Source organism: Paenibacillus sp. AK121, from assembly GCF_019042715.1.
Lineage (GTDB): Bacteria > Bacillota > Bacilli > Paenibacillales > Paenibacillaceae > Paenibacillus > Paenibacillus polymyxa_C.
In genome coordinates this window covers 1-17,649 of sequence record NZ_JAHPJM010000011.1, presented here as the reverse complement: position 1 = coordinate 17,649, position 17,649 = coordinate 1, and the positions used below count along the sequence as shown (strand labels likewise).

The 17,649-nt window shown below is 48.1% G+C and carries 17 protein-coding genes and 3 tRNA genes; all 20 read right to left on the bottom strand.

Annotation, left to right across the window (positions count from 1 at the left end):
- Window positions 1-36: 36 nt before the first annotated feature.
- Window positions 37-1,806 (bottom strand): tetratricopeptide repeat protein, encoded by a 1,770-nt coding sequence (locus KSP24_RS18460; RefSeq protein ID WP_216976175.1) that lies wholly within the window; start codon window positions 1,804-1,806, stop codon window positions 37-39.
- A 224-nt stretch (window positions 1,807-2,030) separates the two neighbouring features.
- Window positions 2,031-2,855, bottom strand: a complete 825-nt coding sequence (hisJ, locus tag KSP24_RS18455) for a histidinol-phosphatase HisJ (protein ID WP_216976173.1) — start codon at window positions 2,853-2,855, stop codon at window positions 2,031-2,033.
- A gap of 36 nt (window positions 2,856-2,891) precedes the next feature.
- Entirely contained in the window at window positions 2,892-3,632 is a 741-nt protein-coding gene (hisIE, locus tag KSP24_RS18450) for a bifunctional phosphoribosyl-AMP cyclohydrolase/phosphoribosyl-ATP diphosphatase HisIE (protein ID WP_058711444.1), read from the bottom strand.
- Complete coding sequence (hisF, locus tag KSP24_RS18445; protein ID WP_016820119.1) at window positions 3,629-4,387, bottom strand: imidazole glycerol phosphate synthase subunit HisF; 759 nt, start codon at window positions 4,385-4,387, stop codon at window positions 3,629-3,631. Before hisF ends, hisIE begins: the two co-directional genes overlap by 4 nt.
- Window positions 4,388-4,398: 11 nt before the next feature.
- Window positions 4,399-5,130 carry a 1-(5-phosphoribosyl)-5-[(5-phosphoribosylamino)methylideneamino]imidazole-4-carboxamide isomerase gene (gene hisA / locus KSP24_RS18440; protein WP_216976171.1) on the bottom strand — a complete coding sequence of 244 codons (732 nt, stop codon included), beginning with the start codon at window positions 5,128-5,130 and terminating at the stop codon, window positions 4,399-4,401.
- Window positions 5,131-5,222: 92 nt separating this feature from the next.
- Window positions 5,223-5,852: an imidazole glycerol phosphate synthase subunit HisH gene (gene hisH / locus KSP24_RS18435; RefSeq protein WP_129548524.1), complete on the bottom strand. Its 630-nt coding sequence runs from the start codon at window positions 5,850-5,852 to the stop codon at window positions 5,223-5,225.
- Between the two features lie 3 nt (window positions 5,853-5,855).
- Window positions 5,856-6,464, bottom strand: coding sequence for an imidazoleglycerol-phosphate dehydratase HisB (hisB, locus tag KSP24_RS18430; RefSeq protein WP_216976274.1), 609 nt, complete (start codon window positions 6,462-6,464; stop codon window positions 5,856-5,858).
- Window positions 6,448-7,761 carry a histidinol dehydrogenase gene (gene hisD / locus KSP24_RS18425; RefSeq protein ID WP_216976169.1) on the bottom strand — a complete coding sequence of 438 codons (1,314 nt, stop codon included), beginning with the start codon at window positions 7,759-7,761 and terminating at the stop codon, window positions 6,448-6,450. The genes hisB and hisD overlap by 17 nt, the downstream gene beginning before the upstream one ends.
- 63 nt (window positions 7,762-7,824) lie before the next feature.
- Entirely contained in the window at window positions 7,825-8,469 is a 645-nt protein-coding gene (hisG, locus tag KSP24_RS18420) for an ATP phosphoribosyltransferase (RefSeq protein WP_013368797.1), read from the bottom strand.
- On the bottom strand, window positions 8,466-9,671 hold the full coding sequence (locus KSP24_RS18415; protein ID WP_216976167.1) for an ATP phosphoribosyltransferase regulatory subunit: 1,206 nt from the start codon (window positions 9,669-9,671) through the stop codon (window positions 8,466-8,468). Before KSP24_RS18415 ends, hisG begins: the two co-directional genes overlap by 4 nt.
- A gap of 241 nt (window positions 9,672-9,912) precedes the next feature.
- Entirely contained in the window at window positions 9,913-11,049 is a 1,137-nt protein-coding gene (locus KSP24_RS18410; RefSeq protein ID WP_216976166.1) for an acyltransferase, read from the bottom strand.
- A gap of 143 nt (window positions 11,050-11,192) precedes the next feature.
- The gene (locus tag KSP24_RS18405; protein ID WP_013368793.1) at window positions 11,193-11,690 is read right to left on the bottom strand and encodes an acyltransferase; all 498 of its coding nucleotides are present in this window, start codon (window positions 11,688-11,690) and stop codon (window positions 11,193-11,195) included.
- Window positions 11,687-12,340 (bottom strand): pyrophosphatase PpaX, encoded by a 654-nt coding sequence (gene ppaX, locus KSP24_RS18400; protein WP_013368792.1) that lies wholly within the window; start codon window positions 12,338-12,340, stop codon window positions 11,687-11,689. The genes KSP24_RS18405 and ppaX overlap by 4 nt, the downstream gene beginning before the upstream one ends.
- Complete coding sequence (lgt, locus tag KSP24_RS18395; RefSeq protein WP_216976164.1) at window positions 12,337-13,392, bottom strand: prolipoprotein diacylglyceryl transferase; 1,056 nt, start codon at window positions 13,390-13,392, stop codon at window positions 12,337-12,339. The genes ppaX and lgt overlap by 4 nt, the downstream gene beginning before the upstream one ends.
- A gap of 43 nt (window positions 13,393-13,435) precedes the next feature.
- Complete coding sequence (hprK, locus tag KSP24_RS18390; protein ID WP_013308232.1) at window positions 13,436-14,374, bottom strand: HPr(Ser) kinase/phosphatase; 939 nt, start codon at window positions 14,372-14,374, stop codon at window positions 13,436-13,438.
- A gap of 349 nt (window positions 14,375-14,723) precedes the next feature.
- The gene (locus tag KSP24_RS18385) at window positions 14,724-15,848 is read right to left on the bottom strand and encodes an ABC transporter ATP-binding protein (protein WP_019685783.1); all 1,125 of its coding nucleotides are present in this window, start codon (window positions 15,846-15,848) and stop codon (window positions 14,724-14,726) included.
- 103 nt (window positions 15,849-15,951) lie between these two features.
- A complete protein-coding gene (locus tag KSP24_RS18380) occupies window positions 15,952-17,094 on the bottom strand; it encodes a PucR family transcriptional regulator (RefSeq protein ID WP_216976162.1) in 1,143 nt (380 codons plus the stop codon).
- 157 nt (window positions 17,095-17,251) lie between these two features.
- A tRNA-Lys gene (locus KSP24_RS18375) sits at window positions 17,252-17,324 on the bottom strand.
- Between the two features lie 7 nt (window positions 17,325-17,331).
- Window positions 17,332-17,417, bottom strand: a tRNA-Tyr gene (locus KSP24_RS18370).
- 9 nt (window positions 17,418-17,426) lie between these two features.
- Window positions 17,427-17,499: transfer RNA gene (locus tag KSP24_RS18365), tRNA-Phe, on the bottom strand.
- Between the last annotated feature and the right edge of the window lie 150 nt (window positions 17,500-17,649).

Below are 17,649 nucleotides of genomic sequence, written 5' to 3'. Positions count from 1 at the left end.
TTTGTTGCCTCCTTTAAGTGATGTTTGGAGCAGGTCTCAGACCTGCTTTTTAAACGTGGAGAGCGGCTGCTTCAGCTTCTGTTTGATACCACACACGCTGTCAATTTGACGTGCGTAGCGGCTTACGGTCGATACGGAAATACCATAGCGGTCGGCTACTTCCTGATAGGTGACTGAATGATGATGCATTTTGGCTGTCAAATATTCCAGCGCAGCTGCCCATCCCTCAGTATGCTGAACCATCGGGACTTCTGGAGCAAGCCGATCCAGATACTCCTGCCAAAGTGATCTCAAATCATGCTGCATGGCCGGGTCGGATGATTTGCTCATGACGGTCAGTACCTTGTCCAGCACAGCCTGCCATTGTGGATCAACTGGCGAAGCAGAGATATCACCTTCCGTTGTATACGGATCTTTCTCAGCCTCCAACCGCTCAGGATGCTCCGTTTCCGCGTGTGTATTCTGTGCTTCCTGCTCTGCCAGCTCTTGCAATACTTGCAAAGCACGGCGTTTGAGTTCACTTTCCTGATCCGGGTCTTCTACGAAGGACTCCAGCGCCTGACGCACCTCATCGTCACCGATCAGGCTTAACGCCTGAATGACCTGAAGCTGAGTCGCCCGGTCTCCGTGGCGCAAGGCCCAAAAGAAAGATGACCGGATTAGCGGGTCCTTCTTCATACTGTCAGGCACCTGCTCAGCACCAAACTTCTCCCACATGCGGAATTGCTCTTCAAACGGGAGATGATAGTGATAGCTGAGCACTTGCAGCGGTGTACCTTCCTGCTGAAGCTCTTCCAATCTGGACAGGAAAAATCTTGGAACCTCCGAGGAAGCATCCTGCTTTTGCAAATGACTCCATAACCGCCGAGCTTCCGCATATCTTCCTGTATTGCTGGCAGCTACCGCTGTGTAATGGTACAAAGAAGCGTCCGCATTGTTCTCTCCATTGCCATGAAGCAACCTACGAAAATGTCTGTAGGCCTCCTCATGACGTCCGAGAATCCCCATAGTGGTCGCCAGCTTGAATACCTGCTCCTCCTGAAACGGTATAGTGACCGCCAAGGTTTGAACCAGACGATCCAATTCCGGACCGCCGCCTTCGTGCTGATAAAAAATCGCCAAGTTGCACAATGCGTGTAAATTACCTGGCTCATCCTCCAACACTTGAATAATGGTAGCCTTAGCATTTTGGAACAATCCCATGTAGTAATACGCTAGCGCCAGATTATTCCGCGCAGCGAACATGTCTGGTTGCTCCTCAGAAATTTGCTTGAGCAGTTGGGCTGCCTGAGCAAATTTCCCTTCCTCCAGCAGAACACGGGCCTGATCATGCTCAACCACTCCCTGCCGGGCCTTAATGCGGTTCAGCTTCGTCGGACGGTCCAGCTCATAATAGAGCAGCTCCATCATTTCCTCGGCTTCATCAAGAAACTGGCCTTCTTCGTCCTCCTCCAGGTACGTGACCAATGCTTTTTCCGCTTCTTCAAACTGCTCCATATTAGCGTAATTATTCGCCATATAGAAATAACATTCTGTCATCGACGAGTCTACGTCACTCAGAACAGAGGACAGGATCTCATTCGAACCTGCATAATCCCCCATCTCTGATAATATACCCGCCATATTGCAATGATTCACCGGATTATCCGGTTCATATTCAACGGCTTTGCGAAAATATTTCAATGCCTTGTCATAATGATTGCGATCAAGCGAGCGCACAGCTTTCTCAAAAAAGAAAGATGCGTCGAAACGCAAAGCAATAATCTTAGGGCTAGGTTCCGAAACTCGCAGATGTTTCCCTTTCATAAATAACCAAGGCACCTCCTTTAAAAGTAACTGACATGTTCATACCCTTCAGTATACCACAACTTCAAAACGACTTGACAGTCGATCCTGCCTTATTCCAAAAAACGGTTTCGTGCTCGTACCCCGGTAGATACATATACAAAAATACGCTAAATAGCCGAGCGCATTTTCCCTGTGTGAAAGGTGCGTTCGGCTAGTCACTGGATACAACATTTAATATATTATTATAACGTCAGCGGAACCTGCGAACGTTCACGTTGCTCAAATACAGCAAGCTCGCGATAGCCAACCTCATGTAAAAGCGCACGCGCCTTCTCCAGATGCTCAGTCAGCTTCGCTGGATCATGGGCATCCGAGCCGATGGTCAACGGAATACCTAGCGTGAAAGCTTGCTCCAGCATGCGGCGACTCGGAAACATTTCGGCACAGGGCTTGGAAAGCCCTGATGCATTGAGTTCCATTGCCCGACCGCTGCGGGCTACGGCTGAGAGTGCGGAGCGCTCCAATTCACGCAGCTCCTCCTCTTCCGCTGGTTTCGGATGATAGCCGAAACGCTTAATGACATCCAAATGACCCATGATGTCATACAACCCCGTAGCGGCCGCCTTGGAAACCGCATCATAATATGTGCGGTACACCTCTAACACATTTTTACCTTTCCAATGGTGTACCTGACGGAAGTCGGTGACATCCCACTCACCGAGAAAGTGGACGGAACCAATCACATAATCCCATGGGTATGCATGGACGATATCTTCGATTTCGCGTTCCCAGCCCTCGATATAGTCGCCTTCCAAACCAACACGAATATCAATTTGCCCTTTATAACGCTCCTTCAGATCCAAGCATTCTTCCACGTATCGGGGCAGCTCATCCATAGGCATCGCCATTTCTGGATAATAGTTGGCTGGTTCTACATGCAGCAGCGGCATATGATCGGATAAGCCGAGCTGATCCAGCCCCAGCCGGATCCCCTGCTGCACATACTCCTCCAGACTTCCTATCGCATGCCCGCAGCGGGAATGATGCGTATGATAGTCAATTTTCATGCAGCCCTCCCCCTTTCAAATCCTACAATAGCCGTCCTAATCACGACGAGGGCGTTCATGACGGCGATTCAGCTCAGCCAGCACGTCATCGAGTGGTAGCTTGCGCTCCTGCAACAGCACCAGCAGGTGATAAATCAGGTCGCTGACCTCCAGACGCAACTCCTCATTATCTTTATTTTTGGCTGCAATGATGGTCTCAGATGCTTCTTCGCCAACCTTTTTCAGGATTTTGTCTACACCTTTATCAAAAAGATAGGTCGTGTAGGCTCCTTCAGGACGCGTCTCCTCGCGTTCCTTAATAATTGCTTCCAATTGGGCAAGCACCTCAAAGCGGCCTTCTGAAGCAATGGGAATAGCATCGGTACGAGTTACCGACACTTGAGCTCCTGCTTTTCCTGCCACAGGTGTTACAGCTGTTCCTGGCACGGAAATATCACGAGAAAAGCAACTCGTTGCGCCTGTATGACAGGCCGGACCGCTCGGAATGACACGCACCAATAGAGCATCGCCGTCACAATCCAGCTGGATGGAGGAGATCTTTTGCGTATTCCCAGAAGTTGCTCCTTTGTGCCACAGCTCCTGTCTGGAACGTGACCAGAACCAGGTCTCTCCTGACTCCAAAGACCGTTTCAGCGACTCGCGGTTCATATAGGCCAGCGTCAACACCTGAAGTGTAGCATCATCCTGCACAATCGCCGAGACAAGCCCCGCCTCGTTCCAGCGGACATTATCCAGTAGCTGCTCCAGTGATAGCTGTTGGTTCAATTCGTTGCTCATCGTATCTCCACTCCTCTGCGCTTCAAATCCCGTTTCAGCTCAGGGATTCCGATTTCTTTATAGTGAAAAATCGTTGCTGCTAATCCAGCATCCGCCTTACCTGACGTAAACACGTCATAGAAATGTTCCTGTTTGCCTGCTCCGCCGGAAGCAATAACTGGAATCCCTACGGTATCCGAAACCGCGGAAGTCAGCGGCAGGTCAAAGCCATCCTTAGTCCCGTCTGCATTCATGCTGGTCAGCAGAATCTCACCGGCCCCCAGCTGCTCTGCTTCCTTGGCCCAGGCCAAGGCGCGAATACCCGATGGCGTGCGGCCTCCGTGCGTGTATACTTCCCATTCGCCCCACGCCTCATTGTACTTGGCATCGATGGCAACAACGATACATTGTGAACCAAAGCTGCGCGCACCTTCTGCGATCAGCTGAGGGTTGCGGACAGCCGCCGTATTTACGCCGATTTTATCAGCACCGGCACGCAAAATGCGTTTCATATCATCGACATGAGATATCCCGCCACCTACGGTGAAAGGAATAGCAATTTCTCCGGCTGTCTGGCGAACTACTTCTTCCATCGTGGCACGACCTTCAACCGAAGCGGAAATATCCAGAAATACGATTTCGTCCGCCCCTTCCCGGTCATAAAGCGCAGCCAGCTCCACCGGGTCACCTGCATCGCGCAAGTTCACAAAATTAACGCCCTTAACCACCCTGCCATCCTTTACATCCAGACAGGGAATAATACGTTTAGCCAGCATGCCTACTCCCCCTATGCCTTTGCTACAGCTTGTACGGCAACCTGTAAATCAATGCTCCCTGTATACAATGCTTTACCCACAATTGCACCACCTACGCCTTCTTTCGCATAGGTGCTCAGTGTGATTAGATCATCCATCTTGCTGACACCGCCGGATGCAATCACGGTTCGTCCACTGCTTTTGGCAAGCGCTGCAATAGCCTCTACATTCGGGCCCTGCATCATGCCGTCACGGGAAATATCTGTGAAAATAAATGTTTCAGCTCCCTTGGAGGCCAGTTCAGCAGCCAATTCATCTGCTCGAACCTCCGAGGTTTCGAGCCATCCACGCGTAGCCACATAGCCATTTCGCGCATCTAGACCGATGGCGATCCGATCACCGTAGGCACCCAATACCGCTTCCGTAAAAGCACGATCCTCAATAGCTGCCGTGCCTAAAATCACCCGGCTCACGCCCAGCGACAACAGCCGCTCCACATGCTCAAGCGTACGTAAGCCGCCGCCCACTTGTACAGGCACTTGCACCGCAGAAGCAATCCGTCCAATGAGCGCATCATTCACCGGTTGACCTGCTTTGGCACCGTCCAAATCAACCAAATGAATGTAGGAGCCGCCCAAGCGCTCCCATTCTCGTGCTACTTCCACCGGATTTTCGTTGTATATTGTCTCCTGGTTATAATCACCTTGTACCAGTCGTACACATTTGCCATCGCGAATATCAATCGCCGGGTATATCGTGAACAAAGTATGACCCCCTTATGAACTAATCAACAGCTATATACCTTCACACCCATCAACGCCCAAATTTGAGCCTACTAACACAAACGCTCAAGTAGTTATGCTCGCTTTTCCGCTTCCGCCAATTCCAAAAACTGACGAAGCAGACGCATCCCCATTTCTCCGCTTTTCTCCGGATGGAACTGCATACCGTATACATGGCCTCTGCCAACAATAGCCGTTACAGGTCCACCATAGTCGGTTACTGCCAGCAGGTCACTTTCGATCTCCGGTTTTGCATGATAGGAATGCACAAAATACACATGCCCTTCCTCCAAGCCCTGCAATAACGGGTGCTCTGGCTGGGTGATATGTAGACGATTCCAGCCCATATGTGGCACTTTAACGCCCAGATCAGGAGCAAACCGAACGACCTCGCCTGGTAATATATTAAGTCCTTCGTGACTGCCGTATTCTTCACCACGAGTGAATAATAGCTGCATTCCCAAACAAACACCGAGCAGCGGTTGTCCAGCACTTGCAACCTCCTGAATAACCCGATCCAATCCGCTGGAACGCAGATGTTCCATCGCATCCCCGAAAGCCCCTACACCCGGCAAAATTACACCGCTAGAGGCACGAATCACTTGAGCATCTCCTGTCACTACAGCCTCATAGCCAAGGCGCTCAACCGCCCTGCTCACACTATGCAGATTCCCTCTGCCGTAATCCACAATGGCAATAGACATGGACTACAGCACTCCCTTCGTTGAAGGCACTCCTGTCACTCGTGGATCAATGGAGGTCGCCTCATCCAAAGCACGCCCCAGTGCTTTGAACACCGCCTCAATCATATGGTGGGTATTTTGCCCGTAGTGAACAATGACGTGCAGCGTCATGCGAGCCTCCAACGCAAATTTCCATAGAAATTCATGCACCAGCTCTGTCGAGAAGCTGCCTACCTGCTGAGACGGGTACTCTGCGCGATACTCAAAATGAGGTCGATTGCTCAGATCAATAATAACCTGCGCGAGTGCCTCATCCATCGGTACAAAAACGCTGGCATAGCGCTTGATACCTTTTTTATCACCCAATGCTTCCAGAAAGGTTTGCCCCAGACAGATACCAATGTCCTCGACGGTATGATGATCGTCAATGTCCACATCCCCTCTGGCCTGTACATTTAGATCAAATTGTCCGTGCTTGGTGAACAAATCCAGCATGTGATTCAGAAAAGGAACATCCGTTTCAATCTCGGCCTGCCCTGTCCCGTCTACTGCAAATGACAGCTGAATGTCTGTTTCGTTCGTTTTCCGGCTGACACTGCCTGTACGCTCTGCTTTGTTATTTTCGTTCCCCATCGCCATCCACCGCCTTCTTCTCATTGTCCAATCGAACTTGTATCGCCCGTGCGTGGCCTTCCAGCCCCTCATGCCGGGCAAGCTGCATAATGGTCTCTCCATTGCGGAGCAGTGCTTCCTTGCTGTAATAGATCATACTCGACTTCTTGATAAAATCATCAATATCCACTGGCGAAGAAAAGCGTGCTGTTCCATTCGTCGGAATGATGTGATTAGGTCCGGCAAAATAATCGCCTACCGGCTCTGAGCTGTACGCTCCCAGAAAAATAGCTCCCGCATTTTCAATCAGCCCCATATGCTCCATCGGCTGCTCTGTCATGATCTCCAAATGCTCTGGCGCAAGCCGGTTGACAATACGGATGCCCTCTTCCAAATTGTCAACGACAATGATGGCTCCGTACGCCTCCAACGATGCAGCAGCGATATCTCTGCGCGGCAACTCCGCCAATTGGCGCTGTACCTCGGCTGATACTTCTTCGGCCAAGCGTTGCGAAGGCGTAACCAGAATGGCTGAGGCCATTTCGTCATGTTCCGCCTGTGAAAGTAGGTCGGCCGCTACATAAGAGGGATTCGCTGTGTCGTCTGCCAATACGACAATTTCACTCGGTCCCGCAATACTGTCGATATCCACTGCACCGTATACCTCTCGCTTCGCCAGCGCTACATAAATGTTGCCGGGACCGCAAATTTTATCAACCGGTTCAATACTATGTGTCCCGTATGCAAGCGAGGCAATAGCCTGCGCTCCGCCAACCCTGTATATTTCCGTTACACCAGCCTCTGCCGCAGCTACCAGTGTATAGGGGTCGATCCCTGCCTTGCCGCCTGTCGCCGGGGGTGTCACCATGACAATCTCCGGTACTCCAGCCACTTGAGCTGGAATAACATTCATCAATACCGAGGAGGGATAGGCAGCTTTACCACCTGGAACATACACGCCTACACGTTTCAAGGGTCGGATGATTTGACCGAGCAAGCTACCATCTGATTGTAAATCTATCCATGAGTTACGCTTTTGCTTGGTATGAAAAGCGCGAATATGAGCGGCCGCTTCTCGAATCGCCTGTATAAATGAAGGCTCTACCTTATCATAGGCCAACTTTAATTCTCCATCTGTCACACGAAGCTGCTCCGCTGTCAGCGATACACCGTCAAACATTTCTGTATACCGCAGGACAGCCTCATCTCCCTCTTGGCGTACCGATTGAATAATCGTACGCACAGCCTCGTTTTGCTCAGGTGTTCCGTAATCTACCTCTCGTTGGAGATTGAAATCACGGGCTGCTACGATCTTCATTTGCTCATTCCCCCTTACCTGCTGCTTGCTTGCAGAATGCTCCTTAACCGTTGCTCCGTTCCTTTAACCCTTCGGTACTACTTCAGTTGGAATCACCTGATGCAATCGATCACACAATGCCTGAATCGGACCATTTTTCATCCGGTAACTGACCCGGTTGGCAATCAAACGACTGGTAATATCCAGTATGCTAATCTGCTCAACCAATCCGTTCTCCCGCAAGGTCTGCCCCGTCTCCACCATATCTACAATGCGATCTGCCAGACCAATTAACGGCGCCAGCTCGATGGAGCCATTCAGCTTAATGACCTCCACCTGCTGACCTTGCTCCCGAAAATACTGGGAAGCCACATTTGGATATTTGGTTGCGACCCGCTGACGAATACCTGGTTGCCAATCGGGTAAAGCAATCACCGACATCCGGCAACGGGCAATCCCCAGATCCAGCAGCTCATATACATCCTTGTTTTCTTCCAGCAACACATCCTTACCTACAATGCCGATGTCAGCTGCACCGTACTCCACATACGTAGGAACATCGACGGGCTTCGCCATAATAAATTCCATCCCCAGTTCAGGCAATGGAATGACCAGCTTGCGGGTTTCGTCCACATCCAGTGGAATTGGAACCCCTGCCTGGCGAAACAACTTGGAAGCCTGCTTATAAATCCGTCCCTTCGGCATGGCTACCTTCAATGTTTCCGTCATGGCAATTCCCTCCTTTGTACGGGCTGTCTTTCTTCAGCTGTATAGCTGTATACCTCTGCGTACAGATCCTGCTGCTCACGACGTCGATCTTCCGGTCCCCCCGCGAGTCCTGTCACCACAGTAAGCCCCTCTGCACGTAGCTGTGCCGCTGCAGATAACGCCTTTCGACGTTCCTGCTCGTCATAACGAATAAGTACAGGACGCTTCGTCTCAATTGCAATACCATCCACACCATCGACGATTCGGTTCGTCTTCAATGCGAATCCCGTTGCTGGTACAGATCGCCCAAACTGCTGAAGCAGATTGTCATAACGACCTCCGTTGCATACCGGGAACCCGATTTCCGCTGCATAGCCCTCAAAAGTCATTCCTGTATAATATGAAAAATCCCCGATCATGGTAAGGTCAATTAACACATGCTCAGATACGCCGTATGCCTCCAGGACTTCCCACACCTCGCACAAATGTGCAATGGTTTGAAGCGTCTGCTGCTCCACACTAAGGCGGGTAGCCTGCTCGCAAATTTCCTTCCCGCCACGCAGCCGAAGAATGGCCTCCAGCTTATCGCGATGCTCGGGCGCCAAACCTAAAGCTTCAATCGCCGTTCGGTAGCCCACTACATCACGATTGAGCAACAGTTCTTTTAGCGCCTGCTGTTCAGCCTGGCGACCTGGAATGATCTCCTCAAATAACCCGTTCAGAAATCCCACATGTCCCATGGCAATTTTAAAAGAGGTAACACCCGCTGCCTGCAATGATGCAATGGCCAATGCTACCACTTCTGCATCAGCCTCAGGCGAGTCATCCCCTACCAGCTCCACGCCTGTTTGAAAAAACTCTGCCTCTCTTCCTGCCTCTTCCTCAATCGCTCGAAATACATTGGCGTGATAGGAAAGGCGAAGCGGTACTTCCTCTTCCTTTAGCAACGAAGATACCACCCGTGCAATTGGAGCAGTCATATCAGAACGAAGTACCAACGTAGTCCCTCGGTTGTTGAGCAATTTAAACAGCTTCCGATCAGAAGTAGAGCTAGCTACTCCTACCGTATCGTAGTATTCCATCGTAGGCGTCATAATCTGACGGTAACCCCAACGTTCCATACAAGCGAGTACATTCAGTTCAATGGCCCGCAGCTTCGACACTGCACGTGGAAGGTAATCCCGAACCCCTATAGGAATCTCGAATCCTTTTGGCTTAGACATCTCTATCACCTCATGATTTCAATATCTTTATCATGGTAAAGTGCTAACAAACTAAAGTATATTCGATATATTATCATGCCCTACTTATGAACGTCAACCAAACGAAGCAGCCCATTTTTACAGCTTAGACAATCGCTGCCCCTCTCCATATTTTATCCAATGCAAAATGCATGAATCCTAAAAAAAAGACTGTCAGCCTTAAGCCAACAGTCTAAGTCAAAATATTTAACAATTTGCCTCTTTAATCTTTACTCTGGAACGGAAACTTCGGAACTGTACCCAAACCGATCCATGAAAATGGTACATATCGAAAAAACAACGTCACAATCAGCCATGATCCAAACAGCGCCAACACCCATCCGCCAGCAACAGAGAAGACATATTCTATCGGTGTACCATGCAAATCCAGTTTGCGATACACTCGTAATAACGCCGGATGAAGTAAATATATACCGAAAGAACATGCTCCCAGCCAACTGATGAACATTCGCAGTCTATCACTAGTATGACGATATAATAAAACCGATAACTGAAACAGCACCAATGCAGATACAAGAGCATATGCATTATGTAGCAGTTCATAGACCAGCGAGTCCGCATAAATGGCTTTGCGGTAGGCTATAAACCATATTTGTACATAAACGATCCCGAGTAATAACCAAGCCGCCCACAAGGCCCACCAGCTGATCAACTGGCCGCGACCCATTACCGTACCTGGGACTGGAAAAAGCCACTTTTTAAACCCTTCATATCCAATCGCTACAGCGGCACCTAAGGCAAAGTAACTGATATACGTAATCGCAAGGCTTCCTCTCTCCTCTTGCCAAACATATTTGTTCAGCAGTACAAACCCCCATTGAATGAGCAACCCTACTGCCAAAATGACAAAAGCTGCTCTCCGTGGACTCGATATCCAATGACGTAAACGCTGCACTCCCCACAACAGTAGCGGAAAGACCAAATAAAATTGGATGATAATAATAACATAATACAAATGCGTATACGCCTTTCCCGTTAGCAGCACGAGCGGAAGATCACTAAGCGGCATCAACCCACGTGTCACCAAGGTCAAATAGTACATAAGAGAAAATAAAACGTAGGGTAACACAATAAACATCAGTCTTTTTCGAAAAAACAAAAACATACTCTTTCCGCGAAGTGGCCGATCGACATAATTGTAAAATAAAACAAAACCGCTCACAAAAATAAATACAGGCACTGCAAAGCTGCTAAACATATTTAAAAATAAAAAGGGGTAAAACAATAGAGAATGACGCGCATCAATCAATGCCATTGAGGTTGCATGAATAGTAATGACGGCCGCAATTAATATTCCTCGGTAAATATCAAGCTCTGGTATACGTTCTTTTTTGACCAAATCAACACGCTCCCATATCGCCTTGCAAAAATAACTATTATCAATTTTTAAACATAACCAATATGCATTACCCCACTTATTATACAGAAAAACAGCACAAGAAAGACCCCTTAATACATAAGGGGCCTTTCTTATCGTGCTATTTACTTTTCATCCACACCAGAGCGTCTTAAATCACGCAACGGATTACCGCCTACAAATGCACCTGCCGGTACATCTTTATGCACAACCGCTCCGGCCGCTACCACTGCTCCGTCACCGATGGTAACACCCGGCAAAATGGTTGTGTTTGCGCCGATCAGCACACGATCCCCGATCACAACTTTACCGATGCGATACTCCTGTATAAGGTATTCATGAGCCAGTATGGTCGTGTTATATCCAATGACCGAATTGTTCCCGATTGTAATATGCTCTGGAAAAAAAACATCCACCATCACCATCAGACCGAAGGCTGCATGTTGCCCAACCTTCATCCCCAGCATTCTGCGGTAAATAACATTTTTCAGAGAAAGCACAGGACAATACCGGGCAATCTGTATGAAAATGAAGTTCTTAACGCCTTTCCAAGGGCTCACCGTCCGATAAATTTGCCACAACGCATTGGGACCTTCTACAGGATAGCGGTTCACCTTTCTCACGATACATTGACACCTTGAAGCTCCAGCTTCAGCAAATCCCTCATATCATATAGCATGTAGTCTGGTCCATATCCGCGCAGAGTTTCCTCACCCTTGAGCGACCAGGCCACTCCCGCAGATTTCACACCTGCCGCCTGAGCTGACAAAATATCAAAGGAGCTATCTCCAACCATCAACGTATGTTCCGCTTCAGCATTCAGACCTGCCAAGGCCTTAAGCACTGGCTCCGCGTGAGGCTTCGGATGTTCCACATCGTCTACCGTCACAATGTAATCCATAGACGAAGTCAGATCAAACAGGTTAAGTACACGCATCGTGGATGGTCGTATTTTAGTTGTTACAACCCCTAGCTTAATTCCTCGTGCGCGCAGCTCCTGAATAACCTCAATAACATGTGGAAATGGCTTCACCATTTGATCATGATGAATTTGATTATAAGCACGGTAGTCTTTGATTAGCCCAGATACATCCGTTAATCCCGTAAAAGTACGGAGTTGATCGTCCAGTGTTCCCCCCATATGAGGAATAATATGCTCCCGCGTTAGCGGATCAGCATCTGGATGGTTCAAAATGTGTAAAAATGTGCTGATAATCAATTCATTCGTATCCATAATGGTACCGTCTAAATCAAACAAAATCGTATTTATCATAGATGCTCCTTCTTGTCCTCATCCGTGTCTTCCTTAGATAGCTTATCCACCGTGGCAGTTGGAGAAACCGCATCCTGTCCAGGACGGGACACCTGTTCTGGCGTCACATCAGGTACCTGATCAATCCCTGTCTTGCTGGAGACAATCGGGTCGCTATATCTCGCAACGGCTGAGCCCTTCCGACGACGAACCAAGATGAAAATCACAGCAGCTACAATGATGAAAATAGCAAGCAACTGTGAGATCCGTACGTTACCGTAATTCGGATCCAAGTACCCCGGTTCAAACCCTAGCCATACCATAGGGGACCACAGAGCATTCACAAAGGAAGCCAGCCAGTCCGGTCCCTGAAAGGCCAAGCTGTCCGTCCGCACCCGCTCGATGAAAAAGCGACCAATAGAGTACCAAATGAAGTAAAATGCAAACATTTCACCTGCACGTACAAATTTCATCCGGCGAATCACAAGCAGAAAAATCACGCCTACAATACTCCATAGCGATTCGTACAGGAACGTAGGGTGGTGAAACACCCCGTTAACGTTCATCTGATTCACAATGAAGTCTGGTAGATGTAGCTGATTGCGCAAAAAAGTCTCTTCTGTTGGTCCACCGTAAGCCTCTTGATTGACAAAATTACCCCAGCGTCCAATCGCTTGACCGATTAATAGACCCGGCGCACAAATATCAGCGATACGCCAGAAGTTATACCCTTTATAGCGGAAATAAATAACCGCACATATAATGGCACCAATCAAAGCACCATATATCGCGATACCGCCGTTCCAAATTTTAAAGACATCCCATAGATTATCTCGGTAGTCTTCCCATTTGAAGGCTACATAATAAATACGCGCTCCAATAATGGCCGATGGAACACCCAGAAGCAGCATATCCATAAAGAATTCCTGCGGAATACCGAATCTTTTTCCCTCACGGATGGCGAGATATAAACCCACAAGTGCCGCCAGCCCCAAAATAAGCCCATACCAATGGACCTTGATTGCCCCGATTGAAAAAGCAATCGGATTCAGCAGTAATGTTGCCGTTGACATATGTTTCTCTCACTCCTTGTTCTTCCTTGCAACCGAACGAACCTTAATCCATCTCTTCCATATCTTCAGAAATCGTCGCAGTCAGCTTGTTTGTAAATTGCAGAGCTGCATTAACGCCCATTTGTTTCAACCGATAGTTCATGGCCGCTACCTCGATAATAACAGCCAGATTTCGGCCCGGACGTACTGGAATCGTAACGAGTGGAACATCTGTATCAATAATGCGTGTGGTTTCTTCATCGAGACCGAGACGGTCATACTGCTTGTCCTGTTGCCATGCCTCCAGACGGACAACCAATGTAATCCGCTTATTATTACGAACTGCACCAGCACCAAACAGTGTCATCACATTAATAATGCCCACGCCACGAATTTCAAGCAGGTGACGAATTAGTTCAGGTGCTGTTCCATGCAACTGAAAGTCGGACGTTTGCCGGATTTCTACCGCATCATCTGCTACCAAGCGATGCCCACGTTTAACAAGTTCCAGTGCTGTTTCACTCTTACCAATTCCACTACTGCCAGTGATAAGCATTCCCACGCCATACACGTCACACAGTACACCATGAATAGTCGCCGTAGGTGCCAGCTTTCTTTCCAGAAAACCTGTGATCCGGCTTGATAAAATCGTCGTCGCCATATTGGTTCGCAGTACAGGAATATCTCGCTCTGCGCTTGCCTCCACTAACTCGGCCGGTACCTCCAGGCCACGTGTGATGATAATACATGGAGTCAGCTCTGTACACAAACGCTCCATCCGATCCCGTCGCTCCTCAGGAGGCAGCATACCCAGAAAAGCCAGCTCAGACCTTCCCAAAAGCTGTACCCGCTCCTGTGTATGATATTCAAAATACCCGGCCATCTCCAGGCCTGGGCGATTCAAATCGTCCACGGTGATCAGTCTGCGCAGACCTTTTTCACCGGAAATAACCTCCATTTGAAACTGCTGTACAAGCTCGGATACCTTTACCTGTTTAGCCATTGTATTCTCTCCTTCATCTGCAAAAACCGGATTCTATACGCCATTTGATTTATGTAGCATTATTCTATTAACCATACAAACCCACGCAGTCTATCCTGAATGAGTCCACACTTCACTTGATTTAACTATAGGATTCCAGGCTATCCCTATCCCGACAATTGAACCCCCAAGCCCCAATCTAGGACTTATGCCAACGAACCTTGTCTGAGTCTAGACCTGCACCATTGTACACCCATCGTATCGGAATTTTCCATTGAATGCAATGCCAAAGCTAGTAGCGGATATCATATACAAAAGAGTCGCAGTTCTCCGCTTGGGGAAAACTGCGACTCTCTTCCAGAGGCTGATCTTATTCGCCAACCAGAATGCTCAATTCCGATTCCTTATCAAAAATATGAACTTTGTTCATATCAACAGCCAACTTCGCTTTGACACCATCACGAGTATTGGAACGTCCGTCTACACGGGCAATAATCGTGTCGTTTCCGGCACCGCTCAGGTACAACAGCATTTCATGACCGAGGTTTTCCGTTACATCCACAGTGGATGTAAAGATCGTGTTCGGAGAAGCCTCCAAGAATACAGGCTCTTCATGAATATCCTCAGGACGAATGCCCAAGATCACTTCTTTGCCAATGTAGCCTTTCGCTTTCAAAATCTGTCCCTTACCTTCAGGTACAAACAGATCCAGACCTGGTGCTGTGAAATGCAATGCACCTTCTTTTTCAACCAGCTTACCCGAGATAAAGTTCATCGTAGGGGAGCCGATAAAACCAGCTACGAACAGATTCACTGGTCGGTTGTACAGTTCATCCGGAGATGCAGCTTGTTGAATGATACCATCCTTCATAACTACAATCCGATCACCCATCGTCATGGCTTCAACCTGGTCATGTGTTACATAGATAACGGTCGTTTCCAGACGCTTAGCCAACTTCGTGATTTCCGCACGCATCTGACCACGCAGCTTAGCATCCAAGTTAGACAGTGGCTCATCCATCAAGAAGACTTGTGGATCACGTACAATCGCACGACCCAAGGCAACACGCTGACGCTGACCGCCTGATAACGCTTTCGGCTTGCGATCCAGCAGATGCTCAATATCAAGGATTTTAGCCGCTTCACGTACACGTTTATCAATTTCTTCCTTTTTAACCTTGCGAAGCTTCAGACCAAAAGCCATGTTTTGGTATACATTCATATGCGGATACAAGGCATAGGATTGGAATACCATCGCGATATCGCGGTCTTTTGGAGCCACATCGTTCACAACACGATCACCAATGTACAATTTACCGTCTGAAATTTCCTCCAAACCAGCAATCATACGAAGTGTAGTAGACTTCCCACAACCGGAAGGACCAACCAATACGAGAAATTCTTTATCTTGAATGTCCAAATTGACATCAACAACCGTAGCTTTTTCTGCACCTGGATATTTCTTAAAAATATGCTCTAAACGTACGCCAGCCATAGCTTTTGCCTCCCCAAGGTCAAGTTTTGAAATCGAATACATTTTCTACTTGTATCTTACCCTAGTACCCAAAGCATGGCTATTCGCAAACTGCACAAAAATGCTATTTCCTTTTTGTCACTTTGTACAATAGCAGATATAGTTTGACCAAAACCGCCTCATTAAACGTCCTCACGTCCAATCCGGTCTCCTGTTTAATCTTGTCCAAACGGTAAATCAACGTATTTCGGTGAACATACAGACGCTTGGCTGTCTCACTCACATTACAATCCAGTTGAAAAAAGATATCTAATGTAGCCATCGTTTCTGAGTCTTCCAGTATGACAGATGACTTCATTACCTGCTCCAAAAATAGCACACGCTGCTCCTTGGGAATGCGATTTAACAGTCTCTCCAAATGAAGCTCCCATGAAAGGTGAATGTGCTCTGTTACATGAAAAAGCTTGCCAAGATGGATCGTCTCCCATAATAAATTCAGCTCGTGGGGAAGACTTTGCAAAGGGATCGAGGGCTTGGAAATCGCCAAATGGAATACACCGACCCATTCATTCGCGATAAGTTCATATAACCCCAAGCTAAAAGCCGTAAGTACCTCCTCCAGCGGTTCCGCAAAATCTGCCTCTCTGGTCTCAGTATCTTTATCCCGTTCATCGTCGGCTCCTAATAAAAGCTCCTTTTTAGCGAGAATCAGCCAAGATTGTTCGTCTAATGGAGTAAGCAGCACATCCCCTCCAAAATAGCTCGCTAACAATCGATGAAGCTGCGTATAGGTAATAGCTCCATCCTGTGTTCCCTCACCATTTAGCAAAAAAGGCACCATACACGCTGATAGCGGATCACGAAGTTCTAATTCAGCAGGAACCTCTTCTTTACTGTTTAGGTTGGCTGCCTGCTGTATGAGCCATTGTCCAAAACGACTCATCCGCTCTTCCTCGCTATAAGCCCGGTTGACCGGCAAGCTTGGACCATTGTGCCAAACTTGTTCCATGTTCCCCAGTAGCGCTTCTATCAACTTCCGTTCTCGATCCGACAAGTATCTGGCCTCTACTGCAAAAGCAGCCAGTTCACCTGCCGATGCACGAAACGGAAAATATAATTTATTCTCACTAACAAATGATCTATCCGGTATGACTGAATCGGTTGTTTCTCCTTCTGCCATCATTTCTGGGCACCAAGGCACTATGGTAAAAGGCGCTTGAATTATATTCTGAAGCTGTTGCTGAATCCACTCTGTATCCAAAGTCACGCGATCACCACTTCACTTTTTTTAGAATATAGATAAACACTAAGCGAACATAATGAACTTATTATAACCCGTCGATACCTTAAAACAAAAAGCTATATAAAAACATAACTTAAAACAATACAAAAAAAGCCATCAACTTATAGTTGATGACTTCTGATGAGCCATGAAGGACTCGAACCTTCGACACCCTGATTAAAAGTCAGGTGCTCTACCAACTGAGCTAATGGCTCATAAAACTGGTGGAGGATGATGGATTCGAACCACCGAACCCGTAAGGGAGCAGATTTACAGTCTGATGCGTTTGGCCACTTCGCTAATCCTCCATATAAAGGTGGCTCGGGACGGAATCGAACCGCCGACACGAGGATTTTCAGTCCTCTGCTCTACCGACTGAGCTACCGAGCCATATCCATTGCAAAAAAATAAAGTGCGGAGGGATACCCCTTCCCACTTTAGTACGGTGAAAATATTAAACTGAAAAATGGCGGAACTGACGGGATTCGAACCCGCGATCTCCTGCGTGACAGGCAGGCATGTTAGGCCTCTACACCACAG

Coding starts and splice junctions, on each gene's coding strand:
- KSP24_RS18460 (WP_216976175.1), bottom strand. CDS start 1,806: ATGAAAGGGAAACATCTGCGAGTTTCGGAACCTAGCCCTAAGATTATT.
- hisJ (WP_216976173.1), bottom strand. CDS start 2,855: ATGAAAATTGACTATCATACGCATCATTCCCGCTGCGGGCATGCGATA.
- hisIE (WP_058711444.1), bottom strand. CDS start 3,632: ATGAGCAACGAATTGAACCAACAGCTATCACTGGAGCAGCTACTGGAT.
- hisF (WP_016820119.1), bottom strand. CDS start 4,387: ATGCTGGCTAAACGTATTATTCCCTGTCTGGATGTAAAGGATGGCAGG.
- hisH (WP_129548524.1), bottom strand. CDS start 5,852: ATGTCTATTGCCATTGTGGATTACGGCAGAGGGAATCTGCATAGTGTG.
- hisB (WP_216976274.1), bottom strand. CDS start 6,464: ATGGGGAACGAAAATAACAAAGCAGAGCGTACAGGCAGTGTCAGCCGG.
- hisD (WP_216976169.1), bottom strand. CDS start 7,761: ATGAAGATCGTAGCAGCCCGTGATTTCAATCTCCAACGAGAGGTAGAT.
- hisG (WP_013368797.1), bottom strand. CDS start 8,469: ATGACGGAAACATTGAAGGTAGCCATGCCGAAGGGACGGATTTATAAG.
- KSP24_RS18415 (WP_216976167.1), bottom strand. CDS start 9,671: ATGTCTAAGCCAAAAGGATTCGAGATTCCTATAGGGGTTCGGGATTAC.
- ppaX (WP_013368792.1), bottom strand. CDS start 12,340: ATGATAAATACGATTTTGTTTGATTTAGACGGTACCATTATGGATACG.
- lgt (WP_216976164.1), bottom strand. CDS start 13,392: ATGTCAACGGCAACATTACTGCTGAATCCGATTGCTTTTTCAATCGGG.
- hprK (WP_013308232.1), bottom strand. CDS start 14,374: ATGGCTAAACAGGTAAAGGTATCCGAGCTTGTACAGCAGTTTCAAATG.
- KSP24_RS18385 (WP_019685783.1), bottom strand. CDS start 15,848: ATGGCTGGCGTACGTTTAGAGCATATTTTTAAGAAATATCCAGGTGCA.